Raw genomic sequence first — 18,113 nt, 5'->3', positions numbered from 1 at the left:
GGTTCAGGTGCCGGCCGCCGCCGGCACCGACCGGCGCGAGATCGCACCGAGGGAGGCGGTGAGGTCGCGCGCGACCTTCCGGTCTCCCGGCACCCGGCGCCGGCTCAGGTCCGCCAGCAGCGCGTCGCGCGTGGAGAGAACCTCCAGGATCAGCGCGTCATGCTCGACCTCGAACCGCGCCTCCGTGGTGGAGAGGCTGATCCCCAGGAGGTCGCCCGGACCGGGGCCGGCCTGGAGCGTGAAGGCAATGCAGCAGCGGCCCTGGACCAGTTCGGAATGCTCGACCGCGTAGCCGCGCAGGCGGACCTCGGCGAGGTTGCGCAGGAGGGCGCCGGAATCGGTGATCGTGTTCCCGGTGAAGCGCCGGAGTTCGCCCCGCCCGTAGAGGGCGCGGATCTCCCCGTCGTCGAACCGGGCGAGCAGGGCCTTGCCCATGGCGGTGGCGTGGGCGGGCAGCCGCTTGCCGACCCGCGAGACCGCGAGCACGGAGTAGCGCCCCTCCTCGCGCATCACGTAGAGCACGTCCTCGCCCTCGATCGTCGCCACGCTCGCGCTCTCGCCGGTCCGCTGCGCCAGGGCGCGCAGGGCGGAGCGGATGCTCTCCTCGAACGGGACGTTGCTCTGGTAGGCGCCGCCGATCTCCGCCGCGGCCGAGCCGAGACGGTAGTGCAGGCTCCCCGAAATCCCGGGCGCAGCCTCCTCGACGACGAAGCCGCGGGTGCCGAGGGTCTTGAGGGTGCGGTAGAGCAGCGAGCGCGAATAGGTCGTCCGCTCGATCAGCGCCGCCAGCGTCATCGGGCCGTCCGCCCGCGCGAGGGCGAGCAGGAGGTCGGCGGCGCAGGCGGCGGCCGGGGCGCTATACTTGAGCTTCTCGTCGGACTGCATCGGCAACTCCCCGTCGTCGAGGATCGACCTCGCCGAGACGGCGCCTCACGTCAACGCCTTGGCCGCCCGGATCGCCTGCCGCCCGCCCTGGGCGATGAAGGCGGAATCGGAGCCGATCCCGACGAAGGCGAAGCCCATCTGGACGTAGCGCGCGGCGCTGGCCGCGTCGCCCGCGAGCACGCCGGCGCCGATGCCGGCACTGCGGCAGGCGGAGACCACGCGGCGCAGGGCGGCGGCGAAGTCGGGCGCGTCGAGGGAGGGCGTGGTGCCGAGGGCTGCGGCGAGGTCGCGCGGCCCGACGAAGAGGACATCGACGCCGGGCGTGCGGGCGATGCGCTCCACGTCCGACAGGGCCGGCTGCGTCTCGATCTGCACGATCGCCACCACGGCGTCGTTGGCACGGCCGAGATAGTCGGGATCGAGGCCGAAGGCGGCGGCGGAGTGGTAGGTCGCGACGCCGCGGTCGCCCTGCGGCGGGTAGCGCAGGTGGCTGACGAATGCCGCCGCCTCCTCGGCGCTGTCGAGCCGGGGCGCCATCACCGCCTCGACGCCGAGGTCGAGCACGCGGCCGCAGCGGATGCGCGTCGGCGTCTCGACGCGCACCGCCGTGCCGACGCCGTGGCGCCTGGCGACGGCGATCTGGCCGATCAGGTCGCGCTCGTTGCCCGCCCCGTGTTCGAGGTCGAACAGCAGCCAGTCGAAGCCCGCCAGCGCGCAGACCTCCGCCGCGACCGTCGAACCGAGGCCGACGAAGGTGCCGTAGGTCGTGCCCGATCGGACCAGTTCCCCGAACGGCATCGGCTTGGTGCCCACCATCTTCCGCGTCTCCATTAATTCATATCTGAACTGCGTGTTTTCGATATGAAGCACCCTGACATCGAGAATGCAATATCGATCCGCCAACAAATCAGGGGTTGCACTGTTGATCCGGTTGTTTTAGCAGTCTTACTCAGAAACGCTAGTTCAAATATGAACAGCCAGTCACTCCGTCGAACGGAGTGCGGGAGGAGACATGACACCGGAGCATCTGTGCGAACGGGACGTTGAGGCCGTCGTCGCGACGACGCCCGAGAGCGTGTTTCTGCTCTCGGGCCATCTCACGTGGCTGGGCGAGCGGATGCGCGGCTGGATGGGCGGCCCCGCGGGCGACGCCGCCTTCCAGGCCGGATACGCCGTCCTCACCCGGGACGGTCGCGTCGGGCTGGCGGCGCGTGCGGTCACCCGGATGGCGGCCGAGGCGGCGGCGCCGGACAGCCTCGTGCTGTACGGCCGGGCCTGCTCGGCCGCCGACGCCGACGCCGCGCTGTCCCTGTTGCTGGCCGAGATGGGCCTCGCCGGCCGCACCATCGGTGTGGAATGGGACGGGGCCGGCCGCGGCCTCGCCCGAAGCCTGGAGCCGGTGGCGACCCGGGACGCCTCGCTCTGGCTGCGCAGCCTGCGCGCGGTGAAGACCGAAGCGGCGCTCCGGACGATGCGGGAGGCCGCGACCGCCACCGAGGCGGCGATGGAAGCCGTCTTCGCCGCCTGGACCGCCGACGCCGATCCGCGGGCGCTGCGGACCGTGTTCCGCGTCGCCCTGGCGGAGCGGGACTGCGACTTCGACCACCTGGTCTTCGGAGCGCCCGGCGGCGGCGTGTGCGACGCCGCGAGGCCGCCGGAACCCGTCACGGCCCTCTTCTTCGATGCCGGTGCCCGCTGTGGCCGCTACTACTCGGATACCGGCACGACGCTGACGCGGGCCGGCTTCACGGCCGCCGACCGCGAGCGTCACGCCGGCGCGCTCGCCGCGCTGGCGGCGGCCGAGCGCGCCCTGCGGCCGGGCCGGCCCGCTTCCTCGGCCTGGGCGGCGATGCAGGACGAGGCGCGGCGGATCCCGGGCCTCGTCGCGCAGGGGCACGGCCTCGGCCTCGGCATCCGCGAATGGCCGCTGCTCGGGCCGCCGAGCGACGCCGTGCTGAGCGACGGCCTCGGCACCTACCCGGTCGATGCCGTGCTCGCCCCCGGCATGGTGGTGAACCTCGAAGCCGGCGGGCACTTCGCCGACGGCACCTCCGTGCAGGTCGAGAAGAGCTTCGTCGTCGGCGCCGACGCCGCCGTCCCGCTGGCCGCGCAGCCGCGCGACGCCCCGATCCGCCTCCCGGCCTGATCCCCCATCCGAACCGATCCCCACCCAGAGGAAAGGCAATCCGCCCATGACCCGACAGAAGACCATCCGGCTGACGACCGCCCAGGCGATCCTGCGCTACTTCGCGGCCCAGCACACCCGGCGCGACGGACGCGAACGGCCGCTCATCGGCGGCGTGTTCGGCATCTTCGGCCACGGCAACGCCAGCGGCTTCGGCCACGCCCTCGCGACCGGCGCGGGCGGGCTGACCTACCATCAGGGCAAGAGCGAGCAGGCGATGGTCCATGCGGCGATCGGCTATGCCCGCGCCCACAACCTCGCCTCGACCCTGGCGGTGACGGCCTCGATCGGGCCGGCCGCCACCAACCTCGTCACCGGCGCCGGCACCGCCACGCTCAACCGCGTGCCCGTGCTGCTCCTGCCGGGCGACGTCTTCGCCAGCCGCCGTCAGGGCCCGATCCTGCAGGGGCTGGAGATGGCGGGCAGCTACGACATGACCGTCAACGACACCCTGCGTCCGGTCAGCCGCTTCTTCGACCGGATCACGCGGCCCGAGCAGATCATCCATTCCCTGCCGCACGCCACCGCCGCGCTGCTCGACCACGGCCAGGCCGGCGCCGTGACCGTGGCGGTCTGCCAGGATGTCGAGGGCGAGGCGTTCGACTTCCCCCTGGCGCTGTTCGAGCGGCGCGTCCACGACCTCGAGCGGCTCGCGCCCTCCGAGACCGCCCTGGCGGCCGCCGCCGAACGGGTGCGGGCCGCGCGCAAGCCCCTCATCATCGCGGGCGGCGGTGTCCGCTATTCCGAGGCGGAGGCGAGCCTCGCCGCCCTGTCCGACGCCTGCGGCATCCCGGTGGTCGAGAGCTTCGCGGGCCGCGGCGCCGGCCGGGAGGCGCGCCTCAACGCGGGCGGCGTCGGCTTCATCGGCTCGCCGGCCGCCAACGAACTCGCGACCGAGGCCGATCTCGTGCTCGCCGTCGGCACCCGCCTGTCGGACACGCTCACCGGCTCGCACACGCTGTTCCAGAACCCCGATGTGAACTTCGTGACGCTGAACCTCGCCGAGCGCGACCTGCGCAAGATGGGCGCGCTGGCGCTGCGGGCGGACGCAAGGGCCGGGCTCGACGGGCTCGCGGCGGCCCTGGAGGGCCATACCGCCCCGGCCGAATGGCGCGACCGCGCCGACCGGGCGATCCTGCGCCATGTCGCGCGGGTCGGCGAGATCGTCGGGACCGAGAATCCCCGCATGACCGGCTACGAGGCGGTCGCCGAGATCAAGGACGCCGCCCGCCGCGAAGACCGCGTGGTGTTCTCCTCCTCGACGGCGATCGGGCAGGCCCACACCATCTGGGACAGCCGCAGCGATGCCCCGGTCGACATGGAATACGGCTTCAGCTGCATGGGCTACGAGATCCCGGCCGCCCTCGGCGCGGCGATGGCCGGCACGGTGAAGGGCCGCATCCTCGCGCTCATCGGCGACGGCACCTTCCTGATGGGCAACACCACCGAGATCGTCACGGCGATCCAGGAGGGCCTCGCCTTCACGATCGTGGTGGTGGTCAACCGGGGCTGGCAGTGCATCCGCGGCCACCAGCTCGGCTCCTACGGCGAGGAGTTCGGCACGCAGTTCCGCCGCCGCGAGGGGGACGCCCGCAACCTGACCGGCGAGACGCTCGCGATCGACTACGTCGCCAACGCCCGCTCGCTGGGCGCCGACGGCCTCGACGTGCACAGCCGCGCCGAGTTGCGGGATGCCCTGGAGCAGGCACGCCGCTCCGACCGGCCCTTCCTGATCGCGGCGCATGTCGAGGACGCACCGCTGCCGATCGAGAACGGCGCGTGGTGGGAGTTCGGCATTCCGCAGGCGGATGCGCCCGAGGGCCTGCGCGAGACCCGCGCCGCCTTCGAGGCGGCCGCCGCGAAGCACCGCTGGTTCGTCTGAGGGAGGGGATCATGAAGGGTACGACGATCACGCGCGTCTCGACGCTGCGCAGCGCCCTGCAGCCGAACCTGCTGTGGGTGGAGATCGAGGATGCCGACGGCGTCGTCGGCCTCGGCGAGACCTTCTCGCTGGCCGAGACCGTGGAATCCTACATCCACGAGGGCGCGGCCGACTACCTGCTCGGCAAGGATGCGGGCGACATCGCCGGGCACTGGACGACGCTGTTCCGCCAGCGCGGCCGCTCCGGCATCGGCGCCGAGACCCGGGGTGCGGCCGCCATCGACATCGCCCTGTGGGACCTGCTCGGCCACCGCACGGGCCTGCCGCTGTGGCAGCTCCTCGGCGGCCGCTCGCGGGAGCGGATCCGGGTCTACAACACCTGCGGCGGCCCGAACTACGTGCGGGCCGCGGCGGTGGCCGGGCGGCAATATACCGGCGACTTCGTGCGCGACCCCTACGACGACCTCTGGGGCTTCATGAACGAGCCCGAGCGGCTCGCCGAGAGCCTGCTCGCCGAGGGCGTGCGCCACATGAAGATCTGGCCGCTCGACGACATCTCGGTGGTGAACCAGGGGCTGCACATCTCCGCGTCGGAGCTGCGCACGGCGCTCGCGCCCCTCGCCCGCATCCACAAGGCCTTCGAGGGCGAGATGGAGGTCGCCCTCGAGATGCACGCGCGCTGGACCGTGCCGGTGGCGAGCAAGATCGCCCGGGCCGCCGAGCAGTACCAGCCGATGTGGATCGAGGACCCGGTCAAGCTCGACAACCTGCGCGCCATCGACGAGGTCTGCCGCGCGACGACGATCCCGGTCCTCGTCGGCGAGACCCAGGGCTCGCGCTACCCCTACCGCGAGATCCTCGAACGCACGGGGGTCGGCATCATCATGTCCGACCCGTGCTGGACCGGCGGCGTCACCGAGCTGCGGCGCATCGCCGACCTCGCGGCCACCTACCAGCGCGCGTTCACGCCCCACGACTGCACCGGCCCGATCGGGCTCGCCGCCGGCGCGCATGTCGCCCTGCACGCCGAGACCGCGATCTTCCAGGAATTCGTCCGCGCCTTCTATCACGGCTGGTACCGCGAGGTGAGCGAGGGCCTGCCGCTGATCGAGGACGGCTGGCTCACCGCGGCCGACCGGCCCGGCCACGGCGTCACGATCCCCGAAGAGGTCCGCAAGCGCCCCGAATGGTCGGCGCGCACGAGCCGGAAGGGAGCCTGACCATGGCGAGCCCCACTCCTGCGAACGGCCTGCGCGAGGGCCTGAGCTACGCGCCGCCGCACCGCCCGTCGGACCGGCTCGCGGGCGAGACGGCCGTGATCACCGGCGCCGGCAGCGGCGTCGGGGCGGAGACGGCCCGCATCCTCCACGCCGAGGGTGCCCACGTCGTCCTGAACGGCCTCACCGCCGGCCGCCTCGAAGCGCTCGCCGCCGAACTCGGCCCCCGCACCACCGTCCTGCCCGGGGACGTCACCGACCTCGCCTATCTGGAGCGCCTCGCCGAGCAGGCGCAGGCCGTCGGCGGGGGCCGCGTCGGCGTCCTCGTCAACAATGCCGGCGCCACGATCCGCGGCTCCCTGGCGGAGACCACCCCCGACAACTTCATGTCGACGGTGGAACTCAACCTGAACGGGGCGGTGCAGCTCACCCGCCTCCTGGCGCCGGCCATGTGCGAGGCGCGGCAGGGATCGATCGTCAACATGGCGTCGATCACCTCGCTGAAGGGGTTGGGCGGTGCCGTCGCCTACACCGCCTCCAAGGCGGGCATGACGGGGGTCACGCGGGCGCTGGCCGTGGAGCTGGCCCCGTTCAACGTCCGCGTCAACGCGGTCTGTCCCGGCGTGATCGATACGCCGATGACCTGGGAGCACGCCGAGGCGCAGCCCGATCCGGCCGCCCACTACGCGATGCTCCGGGCCCGCCAGCCGATGAACCGGCTCGCCTCCGCCCGCGACTGCGCCCTGGCGGTGCTGTTCCTGGCGAGCCCGGACTCGGCCTTCATCACCGGAGCCGCGCTCCCGGTGGATGGCGGGCGCCACGCTGCCTGAGGACGCCGCCTGAGAACGCGGCCTCCGGCCACCGCCCGAGGCCGCCGACCTCGGGCCGCCGACCTCGGGCCGCGACGACAAGCCGACAAAAACCACACCGGGGAGGAACGAGCACATGTCCCATGGAACCATGGCGCCGGACACGGTCGCCCTCGATCTGCCGGAACTCGGCAAGGGTCGTCACACCGCCCGCCTCAGCCTGATCGGCGTGATCGCCACCTTCGGCGGGTTGCTGTTCGGCTACGACACCGGCGTGCTGAACGGGGCGTTGTCCTACATCGCCGACTATTTCGGCCTGTCGCCGCTCCAAGAGGGGTTCGTCACCTTCAGCCTGCTGATCGGCGCGACCCTCGGCGCCCTGGCCGGCGGGCGGATCTCGGACCGGATCGGGCGGCGGGTCACCATCACAGGCCTCGGCGCCCTGTTCTTCGTCGGCGCGCTCGGCTGCGTCCTGGCGCCGACCTACGACATCCTCATCGTCTTCCGCGTCGTGCTCGGCCTCGCGGTCGGCGGCGCGTCGGTCACGGTGCCGGTCTACCTCTCCGAGGTCGCCCCGGCGGAGCAGCGCGGCAGCATGATCGGCCGCAACGACATCATGATCGTGTCCGGCCAGTTCCTGGCCTTCCTGTTCAACGCCGTCATCGGCAACGTGCTGGGCGGCAACGAGCACGTCTGGCGCATCATGCTCGCCGTCGCGCTCCTGCCCGCCGTCGTCCTGTTCCTCGGGATGCGCCGGATGCCCGAGAGCCCGCGCTGGCTGATGGCGCAGGGCCGCTCCCCCGAAGCCCTGGACGTGCTGCGCACGATCCGCTCCGAGGCCCGCGCCCAGGCCGAGATGGAAGAGGTGCGCGTCCTCGCGCGGCTCGACGCGGTCAAGCGCTCGACCAGCTGGCGCGACCTCGTGGCGGAGCCCTGGCTGGTGCGCCTGCTCTTCGTCGGCATGGGGCTGGCCGCGCTCGCGCAGCTCACCGGCATCAACTCGGTGATGTATTACGGGACGCAAGTCCTTGAGCAGGCCGGCTTCACCCGGAACACGGCCCTGATCTTCAACGTGCTGAACGGCCTGATCAGCATCGTGGCGATGCTCGTCGGCGTGATGGTGGTCAACCGCGTCGGACGCCGCTCGATGCTGATCCTCGGCTTCGGCTGCGCGACGGCGCTGCACGTCTTCATCGGCGTGATCGGCATCGTCGTGCCGCTCGACAACCCGGCCCGGCCCTACCTCCTGACCGTCGGCATGTTCGGCTTCCTCGCGATCGTGCAGGGGACCATCCAGCTCGTGAGCTGGATCATGATGTCGGAGATCTTCCCGCTGCGGGTGCGCGGGCTGATGATCGGCGCGAGCGTCGCGGTTCTGTGGCTCACCAACGCGCTGATCTCGCTCGCCTTCCTGCCCGTCGTGCAGACCCTCGACTTCGCGACCTTCTTCCTGTTCGGCGGCTGCTGCCTGTTCGGGGTGGTCTTCACGGCGCGCTGGCTGCCGGAGACGCGGGATCGGAGCCTGGAATCGATCGAGGCGGAGCTGTCCGCGGGAGGCGCCCGTGTCTGAGCGTATCCGCTTCGGGGTCAGCCCCATCGCCTGGATCAACGACGACCTGCCCGAACTCGGGGCCGGGACACCGCTGGAGCGGATGTTCCACGAGGCCGCCGCGATCGGCTACGACGGGATCGAACTGGGCGGCGCCTTCCCCCGCGAGCCCGCGGCACTCTCGGCCCTCCTGGCTCCGTCCGGGCTGGCCCTGGCCGCGGGCTGGTACGCCAGCAGCCTGCTCACCGTCGATGCCGAGGCGGAGATCGAGGCGCTCCAGCCGCATCTTCGGCTGCTGAGGGCGATGGGATGCGACGTCTTCATCGCCGCCGAATGCTCCACCTCCATCCACGGCCTGCGCCGCGTGCCCCTGGCCCACCGGCCGGTGCTGGACTGGGCGGGCTGGCGCCGCTTCGGCCGGGAGCTGACGCACCTGTCCGAGTACCTGGCCCGCGAGGGCTTCCGGCTGGCCTACCACCACCATCTCGGCACCGCGGTCCAGAGCGTGACCGACCTGAGCGCGATGCTCGCCCACACCCCGAGCCATGTCGGCCTCGTGCTCGATACCGGCCACGCGGTGTTGGGCGGGATCGATCCGGTCGCGCTGATCCGCGAACATCCGGAACGGATCGCCCATGTCCACTGCAAGGATGTGCGCCCACCGGCCTTCGCCGCCGTCGAGGCCGCGGGAGGCAGCTTCCTCGACGGCGTCCTGGCGGGGATGTTCACGGTGCCGGGGGACGGCAGCCTCGCCTTCGGCCCTGTGCTCCGCGCACTCGCCGACATCAAGTATCGCGGCTGGCTGATCGTCGAGGCGGAGCAGGATCCCCAGATCGCCGATCCGCGCATCTACGGTCGGATCGGGCTGGAGACCGTGCGTCGGGAGGCGATCGGTGCGGGCCTGACGACATGGACGGGGTCGCTCGCCCGCGCAGCGGTCGGAGCGCCTTCGCCCCGCAACGCCCCATCGCAATCGCCCGCAGCGACGCTGTTCCCGCTCGCGGAGCTGGCCCTGTCCGGGCTCGCATAGAGCGCATTTCGACGAAGTGGAAGCCGGTTCGCCGAAAGAATGCGCATCAAATCAGAGGCCTAGAGCATCATCCCGAAAGGTGGTTTCCGGCTTTCGGAAAAAGATGATGTAAAAACAAAAGCCGAGCGCATCGTGCTGGATCCGATATCCAGCACGATGCGCGAGAGACGCCGACCTGATGCAATCAGGTCGGGTACGGCTCTAGCACCTTCCAGGATGCGCACGCGGTCGGGCAGCCCGGCGGCGGCGAAGTCGTGCAGGATGCCGATGCCGGTCCCCGCCCGCACCGCCTCCCGTTGCCCGACCGCGCCGGCGCCGACTTCGTCATGCCGACGATGCGGTGAGGACGGTGATTGCCCGATCTCGTCGGATCTCGTCCGCGACGTTTCGTGGGCGAGGCCGGGCGCGGGGCGCAACGCTCTTTAACCGAAGAAGGCCGGTTCCGGTCAGCGCCGCACCGCAACGGCCCGGCGATCCAGCAGGTACGACACCGCCCAGATGGCGAAGCCCGAGAGGGCGAGGCCCATGCCGACCACGCCCGTCGTCGGCAGGCCGTATCCGGCCGCCAGCGCGAGGCCGGCCAGCCACGGTCCGAGGGCGTTGGCGGTGTTGAAGGCCGAATGGTTCAGGGCCGCCGCCATCGTCTGCGCATCCTCGGCCACGTCCATCAGCCGAGCCTGGAGCAGGCTCGACAGGCCGCCGCCGGAGCCGATCAGGAACACCGCCGCCACCATGGTCCAGACGTTCCCGGTCGCGAGGGGATAGAGGGCGAGCGCGCCGGCGCCCCACAGCAGGGTGAGGCCGATCGCCGGCATCAGGGCCCGGTCGCCGGCCCAGGCGCAGACGAAGGTTCCGGCGGTCAGGCCGAGGCCGAACACCGCGAGCACCGCGGGGATCACCACGGGAGAGGCGTGCGTGACCTCGAGCAGGGTCGAGGCGAGATAGGTGTAGACCGAGAACAGGCCGCCGAAACCGATGGCGCCGGTCATCAGGGTGAGCCAGACCTGCCCCCGCTTCAGGGCACCGAGTTCGCGCAGGGCGCTGGCACCCTGGACGGGCCGGCCGAGGGGAGCGAAGAGCTGGACCAGGATCGCCGTGAGGGTGGCGAGCGCCGCCACGAGGGCGAAGCTCCAGCGCCAGCCGACGACCTGCCCGATGCCGTTGGCGAGCGGCACGCCGACGATGGTGGCCACCGACAGGCCGAGGATCACCCGCGAGACCGCCTGCGTCCGGCGCTCCCGCGGCACGAGCGAGGCGGCGACCAGAGAGGCCACGCCGAAATAGGCCCCGTGCGGCAGCCCGGCAATGAAGCGGAAGGCCAGCATCCAGCCGTAATCCGGCGCGAGCGCCGAGAGGGCGTTGCCGACGGCGAACAGCAGCATGAGGCCGACGAGCAGGGTCCGGCGGGCGAAGCGCGCGGCCAGGACGGCGATCAGGGGGGCGCCGACCACCACGCCCAAAGCGTAGGCGCTAATGACGTGTCCGGCCGTCGGCGCATCGATGCCGAGTTCGGGAGCAAAGGCCGGCAGCAGGCTCATCGCGGCGAATTCCGTGGTGCCGATGGCGAAGCCCCCGACCGCGAGCGCGAGCAGGACGAGAGTCGGGTGGCGCCCCGGCGCGGCGCGCACCGGACGTATCTCCTCGGCGGCCTCGGGATCCGTGGGGCGGTTCTCGGTCGGTTCGGTCAGGGTCATGGTGGATCGCTTGCAAGCGCCAAGCCTCGTCGCGACCGGCGGCGCCGGTCCGGGCCAAGCGGGGGGTGACGAAACGGGAGCGGCCGGGCCGGACCGGGCGTCGGTCACGCCCGGCCCGGCCCGGCCTCGGTTCTTTCGGTACGGCTTCGGCCCGCCGCGCCTTCAGTTCAGCGGAGACTTGTCCTTGCCCCGGCCGGGGTTGGACGCGTCAACGAGATCGGGCGGAGCCTGTGCCGGCAATTGCTGGAGCTGTCCCGAGAGGTTGATGCGCTTCGTGCGCGCGAACGGCTCGAGCCGCACCGGGCCGCCGCTCTCCAGAGCCTTCAGGATCCCCTCGATCACCCGCAGGTCGGCGTAGCCCTCCTCGGCATCGGGCTCGGGGTCGGTGCCGTTCAGGATGCAATCCGAGAAGTACTTCAGCTCGCCGCCGAAATGGTCGGTGTTCTTGAAGCTGTCGTGGTGCTTCTCGTCGCCGATGGTCACCGTCCGCTCCAGCGGCTTGCCGTACATGTAGGCCGGATTGACCTCGACGCTGCCCTTGGTGCCGACGACCGCGTAGGTGTCGAGCACGCTGCCGTAATAGGACAGCACGAACTGCGCGAGGCGATTGCCGGGGAAGCGCAGGGTGACCGCGACGGTGTCGTCGAAGTCGCCGAACCCGGCCTCAGGGTGGCGCACGCCGACGGCCGAGACCACCTCGGTCGGCTCGTCGCCGAACACGTAGCGGGCGGCGTTGATCGTATACGGGCCCATGTCGAAGATCGGGCCGGCCTCGACGCCGCTCTTCGCCCGATGGTTCTCGGGCGAGACCATCTGCGTGAAGGTCGAGGTGAAGGTGAGGAGTTCACCGAGCGCGCCGGAGCGGATCAGGCCGATGGTGTCGAGCGTCGCCGGCTCGAAATGCAGCCGGTAGGCGACCATCAGCTTGGCCGACGAGGCGGCCTGCACCGCCATGATCTCCCGGCATTTTTCGCTCGAGATCTCGAGCGGCTTCTCCACCAGCACGTGGATGCCGGCCTTGAGGGCGGGAATCGCGAACTCGGCGTGGCGCCAGTTCGGGGTGGCGAGGTAGATCGCGTCGATGGTCCCCGAGGCCAGCAGCGTGCCGAACTCATCGTAGCCGTAGGTGTCGGTGACGCCGTATTGCTCACCGACCCGGCGCGCCTTCTCGGGATTGCCGGTGACGAGGGCGGTGACCTCCGAATTGCCGGTGTGGCGGACCCCGGGCAGCATCGCCTCCTGGGTGATGTCGCCCAGGCCGACGAAGGCGTAGCGGACGGTCTTGCCCTGGACGGGGCGGGGGAAGGTCGTGCCGGTCATGAAGAACTTTATCCGTGGGCGGGACGGGCTGACGAAGGGTCAGGACATGCCGGGCGGCCGCGATGCGGCCACGCCTTCCGTCAGCGCATGAATCGAAAACAGACCGGGTGGCGATCCGCTCCCCCTCGATCCGGCAAGGCTGATTGCGCCCATAGGCAAGAATGGCGGGATTCGACCGTTCCCGGCCGCAGCAGAGCGATTTCGCTGACGATCAAATATGAATCTAAGGCACGGGTCCTCGCAATCTCTTGATAGTGCGAGAACCGGCGCTCTAATGCGCCGGATGGGGCGGCTCGACAGCATCGACGATCTTCGCGTCTTCGACGCCATCATGCGGGCGGGCAGCCTGTCCGGTGCCGCGCAGGAACTCGACGTCTCGCTCACCGTGGTTTCCAAGCGACTCAAGCGCCTGGAGGCGCAGCTCGGCGTCCGCCTGCTCCAGCGGACGACGCGCCAGCTCGGCCTGACCGAGGAGGGCCAGGAATTCCTCGGGCGCTGCCGGATGGCGCTCGACGCCATCCAGGCGGCGGAGGAGGTCTGCGGCGACGGTGCCAGCGGCGTCGTCCGCGTAACGGCCACGGCGGGCTTCGCGCAGCGGCAGATCGCGCCGCGCCTGCCCCGCTTCCTCGCCCGCCACCCCGACATCTCGGTCCAGATCCTGACCAGCGACGACGTCCTCGACCTCGTGGAGCGCCGAATCGACGTGGCCATGCGGCAGGCGCCCCTCGCCGACAGCCGCCTGATCGCCCGCGCCTTCGTGCCGGACGCGCGCGTTCTGTGCGCCTCCCCGGCCTATCTCGCGAAGGCCGGTACGCCGCGCGATCCCTTCGACCTCGCCGGCCATGCCTGCCTGACGGTGGGCGATCCGGCGCCGAGCCAGTGGCGGCTGTGGCGCGGCGAGGAATCGGTCGAGATCCCGATCCGCTCCGTGGCCGGCGGCAATGACGGCGAGATCTGCCATGTCGGCGCGTTGGCGGATCTCGGCATCGCGATGAAGGCGGCCTGGGACGTGGCCGACGACGTGCGGACCGGGCGCCTCGTGCGCATCCTGCCGGACTGGTGGGGTGGGACGGATCGGTGGGTCCGCATCGTCTACCCGGCGCGTCTGCACCAGCCCCGGCGGGTTCGCGCCTTCATCGCCTTCATGGAAGACGAGATGACGACGTCCCTGGCCGAGAGCGCGGATCTCGGCCTGTTCGAGGCTGCGGCGCTGGCGAAGCTGCAGCCGCGCATCGACGCCGTGCGGCGCCGTCCCGAGCCTAAACTCGCCGAGCCTCGCCTCGCCGAGCCCGGACTCGCCGAGGCGAAACCCGCCTGACGCGCGCGCTGAAGACGAGTGCCGGGCCGGCCCGTCAGACCGCGGTGATCAGGGCGACGGCTCCGAGGACGATTCCGGGGGCGTTGGCGAAGGAGACCGGCCAATCCCGGCGCAGGGCGCCGTAGGTCGTCCACAGCCCGCAATTCACCACCGTGGCGAGCGGCTGAATGACCGAGCCCTTCTGTCCGGCGAGGTTCAGCTGGATCTGGTCGAGATAGGAGACGAACATCAGGACGCCGGTGACGGTCGCGATCCAGCCGAGCCAGCGCACGAAGCGGTCGCTCGCGCCGACGCTGGCAGCCCGGTTGATGACGTGTGCGTCCGAACTCAAAAGTCTCCCCTCTTCGCTTGAAGAACCGCCCGCCGCGGTCGGCGATGGTCGGCGATGGCCGCCGTCGCGCGGTGCCTCGCATTAACGCGCCGTGGCGACCGGCCGAACTGTCCGAAACGGAAAGACACCCTGTCGAACCCGGCGATGATGCAGCGGTCATCGATGACCTATCTCGCATCGGGCGGAGATCCGGGGAGGGTTCGTCAGGACGATGGCGATGAGTCGGCGCGACCTCGGGAAAGCGATGTACGGCGCCGTGCTGGCGGGCGCCTCGTCCGATGCGGCGGCCCGGGCCACGCCCGGAGGGCCCCCGCCCGGAAACGTGATCCTGATCCGCGGCGGCTACGTCATGACGATGGATGCCGTGCGGGGCGACCTGCCCGGGGCCGACATCCTCGTTCGCGACGGGCGTATCGCCGAGATCGGACGCGGCCTGCCGGCTCCGGAGGGCGCCGACATCGTCGAGGCGGCGGGCGCGGTGGTCCTGCCGGGCTTCGTCGATGCCCACACCCATGGCGCGATCAGCCAGATGCGGGGTCTCTACGGCAACACGCCCGAGACCGCGTTCTTTCCCGTCACCAACCGGCTGTCGGCGCATTACAGGCCGGAGGACACCTATATCGGCATGCTGCTGAGCGCCGTGGAGAGTCTGGCCTCCGGCATCACCACGACGGCCGACTTCTTCGACGCCGTGCGCGACCGCGAACACGCGGAGGCCGGCCTCCGGGCGCTGCGGGACGCGCAGATCCGGGCGCGGCTGCTCTACGGGATGACGAGCAAGACCGCGGCGGCCCCGATCGATCTCGCCCATGTCGAGGAATGGCAGCGGGGCTGGGCGGACCGCTCGGCCGGCGGTCGCCTCTCTCTCGGCCTCGCTTGGCGCCTGCCGCAGGATCTCGACGACGCGCGGGCCTGGGCGATCAAGCAGGGGGAATGGGAGGCGGCCCGCCGGCTCGGGCTGCCGGTGCAGGTCCATGTCAGCGGCACGGTACCGGGACGGGCGGAGGCGATGTTCGACGCCCTGATCGCCCGGCGGATGCTTCGGCCGGGCCTGCAGGTCATCCATGCGACCGACGCCCGGGACGACCAGCTCGCCGCGCTGGAGGAGGCCGGCGCCGGCCTCGTGGTCACGCCTCTGACCGAGCACCGGGTCGGCTACGGCCTGACCCGGATCGATCGCTTCGCCGGGATCCGGCGCCTCGGCTTCGGCATCGATGGAAGTGCGCTGGCCGGCTCCACCGACATGTTCGCCCTCATGCGCCTCGCCGCGCTCACCCAGGCCGGCGCCGCGCGTGACGAGACGGCCGTCTCGCCCCGCCGGCTCCTGGAACTGGCGACGGTTGGCGGGGCGCGGGCGATGGGCCTCGATGCGGAGATCGGCACCCTCGTGCCGGGCCGCGCGGCCGACCTGCAGATCGTTCGGCTCGACACCTGGAACCTCGCGGGTTTCAAGGGCGGCGATCCGTCGGCGCTCCTCGTCTACTCGGCCCGACCGGAGGATGTTGCAACCGTCATGGTCGGAGGCCGCTTGGTGAAGCACGACCGTCGCCTTCTATTCGACGACCTCATGCTGCTCGACCAAGCCCGCCTATCCATCCTCGGAATTTGCAGACGTTCCAGCCAAGCCGGTCCTTGAGCAGGCCGTGCATCGAATCGTCGTTGCGGCATTCCCATTCCTTGGCCCCATTTCTTGACCCCATTCCTTGGCCGGTCTCCGGCAGCGGTTGAGCCAAGCAGAGGCCGGCCCCGGAGACGGCTTGAATCCGCCGATTGCCAGCGCGGCGAGGACCGGGGCTGGGTTGACCCCCGGAACGGCCACGGCCGGCGCGACCGCTTCCGCCGCCTCGGCGTCGAGCGGAGCGGATCCAGGCAGATCAACAAGGATCATCAGGCCGCTCTGACAGGGCGGGTCCGGTCGCCGCGCAGCGTGCAGGCGGCATGGATCAGGGCGAGGTGACTGAGACCCTGCGGCGTGTTGCCGAGGAAGTCACCGGTCTTCAGGTCGACCATCTCGCTCAGGATGCCGACCCCTGCAGGCAGAGCACGGATCGTGCCGGTGAAGACCTGCTCTGCCTCCTCCTGCCGCCCGAGCTCTGCCAGCGCCTCCGCCAGCCAGAACGAGCAGGCCAGGAACGCGCCTTCCTCCCGCTCGGCCCCGGAGTAACGGTAGAGGAAGGGCCCGCGTCCGAGCTCCTCGCGGATCGCGTCGAGCGTCGAGGACAGCCTGTCCCGGCCGTCGAAGCCGAAGCGGACGGCCAGCGCCAGCGACGCGTCGAGCCGCTCGGTGCCAGGATGGAGCACGAAGGCCTTGCGTGCTTCGGACCAGCAATGTTCCTCGATCCAGGCCGCGATGCGGTCGCGCTCGCGCGTCCAGCGCGGCACGCAGGTCGGGGGCAGGTGTCCGGCCTCGGCAAGCTCGACGGCGCGTGCGAGCCCCTGCCAGGCGCTGATCTTCGACATCGTGTAGTGCTGAGGCTCTCGCAGCTCCCAGATGCCGGCATCCTTCTGGCGCCAGCGGTCGGCGGCTTGGTCGGCGAGCGCCGACAGCACGGTGGCGCTTCTTTGGTCGAGGATGTTGCCATCGGCCACGAACAGGGCCGCCGTCTCGAAGATGTCGCCGTAGATGCCGTGCTGGTGCTGTAGAGCCGCGGCGTTGCCGACCAGGACCGGGCGCGAGGCGCGGTAACCCGGCAGCTCCAGGGCCCGCTCGTCCGGTCCGACCTCGCCGCACAGGGTGTAGAGCACCCGAGGACCGTGCTGGTCGAGGCGCTTCATCAGCCAGGAGAAAGCCGCCTTGGCCTCCGGCATCGCGCCGACCCGCAGGAAGGCGTTCACCGAGTAACCTGCATCCCGGATCCAGGCGTAGCGGTAATCGTAATTCTTCTCCCCGCCGATGCCCTCGGGCAGGGACGTCGTGGCTGCCGCGGCGATGGCGCCGCTCGGCGAGTAGAGGAGGAGCTTCAGCGCGAGCGCGCTGCGGCGGACCTCGTCGCGGTGCGGGCCGTCGTAGCGCAGCCCTTCGGCCCAGCGCCGCCAAGCCTCGTCGCTGACGTCGATGCGATGGTCGATCTCCTCCATCGTCGGCACTCCGAGCGGCTCGTCCTCACCTGCGAGCAACGCCACGGTCGCGCGCTCGCCCTCGGCGAGGGTCACGGTGGCGGCGATGGTGCGGTCATCCTCCTCGGTGACCCGGACGTTGTCGCTGCACCGGAACAGCCCGAGCACCGGCCCGACGTGGAAGACGCAGCCGTTCGGGTTCGGCTGAAGCCAGGGCGAGGCCGTGTCGCCGCGCGTGCCGAACACTGCGCGGACGCGGAACGTCATCGTACCCGACAGGACCTCGATGCGGCGGGCGAACTCGCACCAGGGCAGGCGGCCGGCGGTGGAACTGTTGAGCGACTCGGTCAGACGCGCCCGGCCCGTGCCCGAGGCCAGCACGGTATCGAGTACGTTGCTGTCCCGGCGGTAGCGCCGCTCGATGACCTTGGCACCCTCTGCCTCGACCTGGAAGAAGCCGCCGGCTTGCGGGTCGAGGAGGCTGTCGAAGAGCGGGGGCGAGTCCATCTCGGGCACGCACCACCACGCGACGGCACCATCCGGCGCCACGAGGACGACGGAGCGCCCGTCGCCCAATGCGGCGTAGTCTTGGATCGGGAAGTCCGAGCCCGGCAAGCGGGCGCCGTCCGAGCCGGCGCCATTGCAGTCCCCGGCGAAGTCTCGCCCGCCGTTCGTCCGTTTGCTCATGGTGCTGCTAGGGTCCCGTGCTCGTGCGATGGTTTCGGGCGGCTTCAGTTCTTGGGCATGGGGCGGGCTTTGGGCCGAGAAGGGCGAGGAGAAGGGCGAGGAGTGCCTGCCGATCGGCGGCGCGTACCTCGACAACAGTGCATCGCAGC

The 18,113-nt window shown here is 71.0% G+C and carries 15 protein-coding genes; 8 read left to right on the top strand and 7 right to left on the bottom strand.

The annotated features are described in order from the left end of the window. Nucleotides 1–3 precede the first annotated feature (3 nt). A complete protein-coding gene (locus Y590_RS07695; protein WP_060769333.1) occupies nt 4–885 on the bottom strand; it encodes an IclR family transcriptional regulator in 882 nt (293 codons plus the stop codon). Between the two features lie 45 nt (nt 886–930). Next, nucleotides 931–1,701 (bottom strand): HpcH/HpaI aldolase family protein, encoded by a 771-nt coding sequence (locus Y590_RS07690; RefSeq protein ID WP_060772201.1) that lies wholly within the window; start codon nt 1,699–1,701, stop codon nt 931–933. A 196-nt stretch (nt 1,702–1,897) separates the two neighbouring features. Between Y590_RS07690 and Y590_RS07685 the strand changes: the two genes are divergently transcribed. From Y590_RS07685 to iolE, 6 genes are all read left to right on the top strand, one after another. After that, the gene (locus tag Y590_RS07685) at nt 1,898–3,031 is read left to right on the top strand and encodes a M24 family metallopeptidase (protein WP_060769332.1); all 1,134 of its coding nucleotides are present in this window, start codon (nt 1,898–1,900) and stop codon (nt 3,029–3,031) included. Between the two features lie 46 nt (nt 3,032–3,077). Further along, complete coding sequence (locus Y590_RS07680) at nt 3,078–4,952, top strand: thiamine pyrophosphate-dependent enzyme (protein ID WP_060769331.1); 1,875 nt, start codon at nt 3,078–3,080, stop codon at nt 4,950–4,952. An 11-nt stretch (nt 4,953–4,963) separates the two neighbouring features. Beyond that, complete coding sequence (locus Y590_RS07675) at nt 4,964–6,172, top strand: mandelate racemase/muconate lactonizing enzyme family protein (protein ID WP_060769330.1); 1,209 nt, start codon at nt 4,964–4,966, stop codon at nt 6,170–6,172. A gap of 2 nt (nt 6,173–6,174) precedes the next feature. Further along, a complete protein-coding gene (locus Y590_RS07670; protein ID WP_158509738.1) occupies nt 6,175–6,999 on the top strand; it encodes an SDR family NAD(P)-dependent oxidoreductase in 825 nt (274 codons plus the stop codon). Between the two features lie 115 nt (nt 7,000–7,114). Continuing rightward, complete coding sequence (locus Y590_RS07665) at nt 7,115–8,548, top strand: sugar porter family MFS transporter (protein WP_060769328.1); 1,434 nt, start codon at nt 7,115–7,117, stop codon at nt 8,546–8,548. Further along, nucleotides 8,541–9,557 (top strand): myo-inosose-2 dehydratase, encoded by a 1,017-nt coding sequence (gene iolE / locus Y590_RS07660; protein ID WP_060769327.1) that lies wholly within the window; start codon nt 8,541–8,543, stop codon nt 9,555–9,557. The genes Y590_RS07665 and iolE overlap by 8 nt, the downstream gene beginning before the upstream one ends. Nucleotides 9,558–9,616: 59 nt before the next feature. Here the strand turns inward: iolE and Y590_RS27670 are convergent, their stop codons facing one another. From Y590_RS27670 to Y590_RS07650, 3 genes are all read right to left on the bottom strand, one after another. Continuing rightward, nucleotides 9,617–9,973, bottom strand: a complete 357-nt coding sequence (locus Y590_RS27670; protein WP_083530804.1) for a hypothetical protein — start codon at nt 9,971–9,973, stop codon at nt 9,617–9,619. Between the two features lie 30 nt (nt 9,974–10,003). Continuing rightward, on the bottom strand, nt 10,004–11,251 hold the full coding sequence (locus tag Y590_RS07655) for an MFS transporter (RefSeq protein ID WP_083530803.1): 1,248 nt from the start codon (nt 11,249–11,251) through the stop codon (nt 10,004–10,006). 162 nt (nt 11,252–11,413) lie between these two features. Then, on the bottom strand, nt 11,414–12,571 hold the full coding sequence (locus Y590_RS07650; protein ID WP_060769326.1) for a Gfo/Idh/MocA family protein: 1,158 nt from the start codon (nt 12,569–12,571) through the stop codon (nt 11,414–11,416). A 274-nt stretch (nt 12,572–12,845) separates the two neighbouring features. Between Y590_RS07650 and Y590_RS07645 the strand changes: the two genes are divergently transcribed. Next, a complete protein-coding gene (locus Y590_RS07645; protein WP_158509737.1) occupies nt 12,846–13,889 on the top strand; it encodes a LysR family transcriptional regulator in 1,044 nt (347 codons plus the stop codon). Nucleotides 13,890–13,923: 34 nt separating this feature from the next. On the opposite strand, the gene Y590_RS07640 is transcribed toward Y590_RS07645, so the two are convergent. After that, entirely contained in the window at nt 13,924–14,220 is a 297-nt protein-coding gene (locus tag Y590_RS07640; RefSeq protein WP_083530801.1) for a SemiSWEET family transporter, read from the bottom strand. 217 nt (nt 14,221–14,437) lie between these two features. Here Y590_RS07640 and Y590_RS07635 point away from each other — a divergent pair, with 217 nt between their 5' ends. After that, nucleotides 14,438–15,856 (top strand): amidohydrolase family protein, encoded by a 1,419-nt coding sequence (locus Y590_RS07635; protein WP_158509736.1) that lies wholly within the window; start codon nt 14,438–14,440, stop codon nt 15,854–15,856. A 251-nt stretch (nt 15,857–16,107) separates the two neighbouring features. Here the strand turns inward: Y590_RS07635 and Y590_RS07630 are convergent, their stop codons facing one another. Further along, nucleotides 16,108–17,964: a glycoside hydrolase family 15 protein gene (locus Y590_RS07630; RefSeq protein WP_083530800.1), complete on the bottom strand. Its 1,857-nt coding sequence runs from the start codon at nt 17,962–17,964 to the stop codon at nt 16,108–16,110. Between the last annotated feature and the right edge of the window lie 149 nt (nt 17,965–18,113).

The organism is Methylobacterium sp. AMS5 (genome assembly GCF_001542815.1).
GTDB lineage: Bacteria > Pseudomonadota > Alphaproteobacteria > Rhizobiales > Beijerinckiaceae > Methylobacterium.
This window is presented reverse-complemented; position numbering and strand designations above follow the sequence as displayed.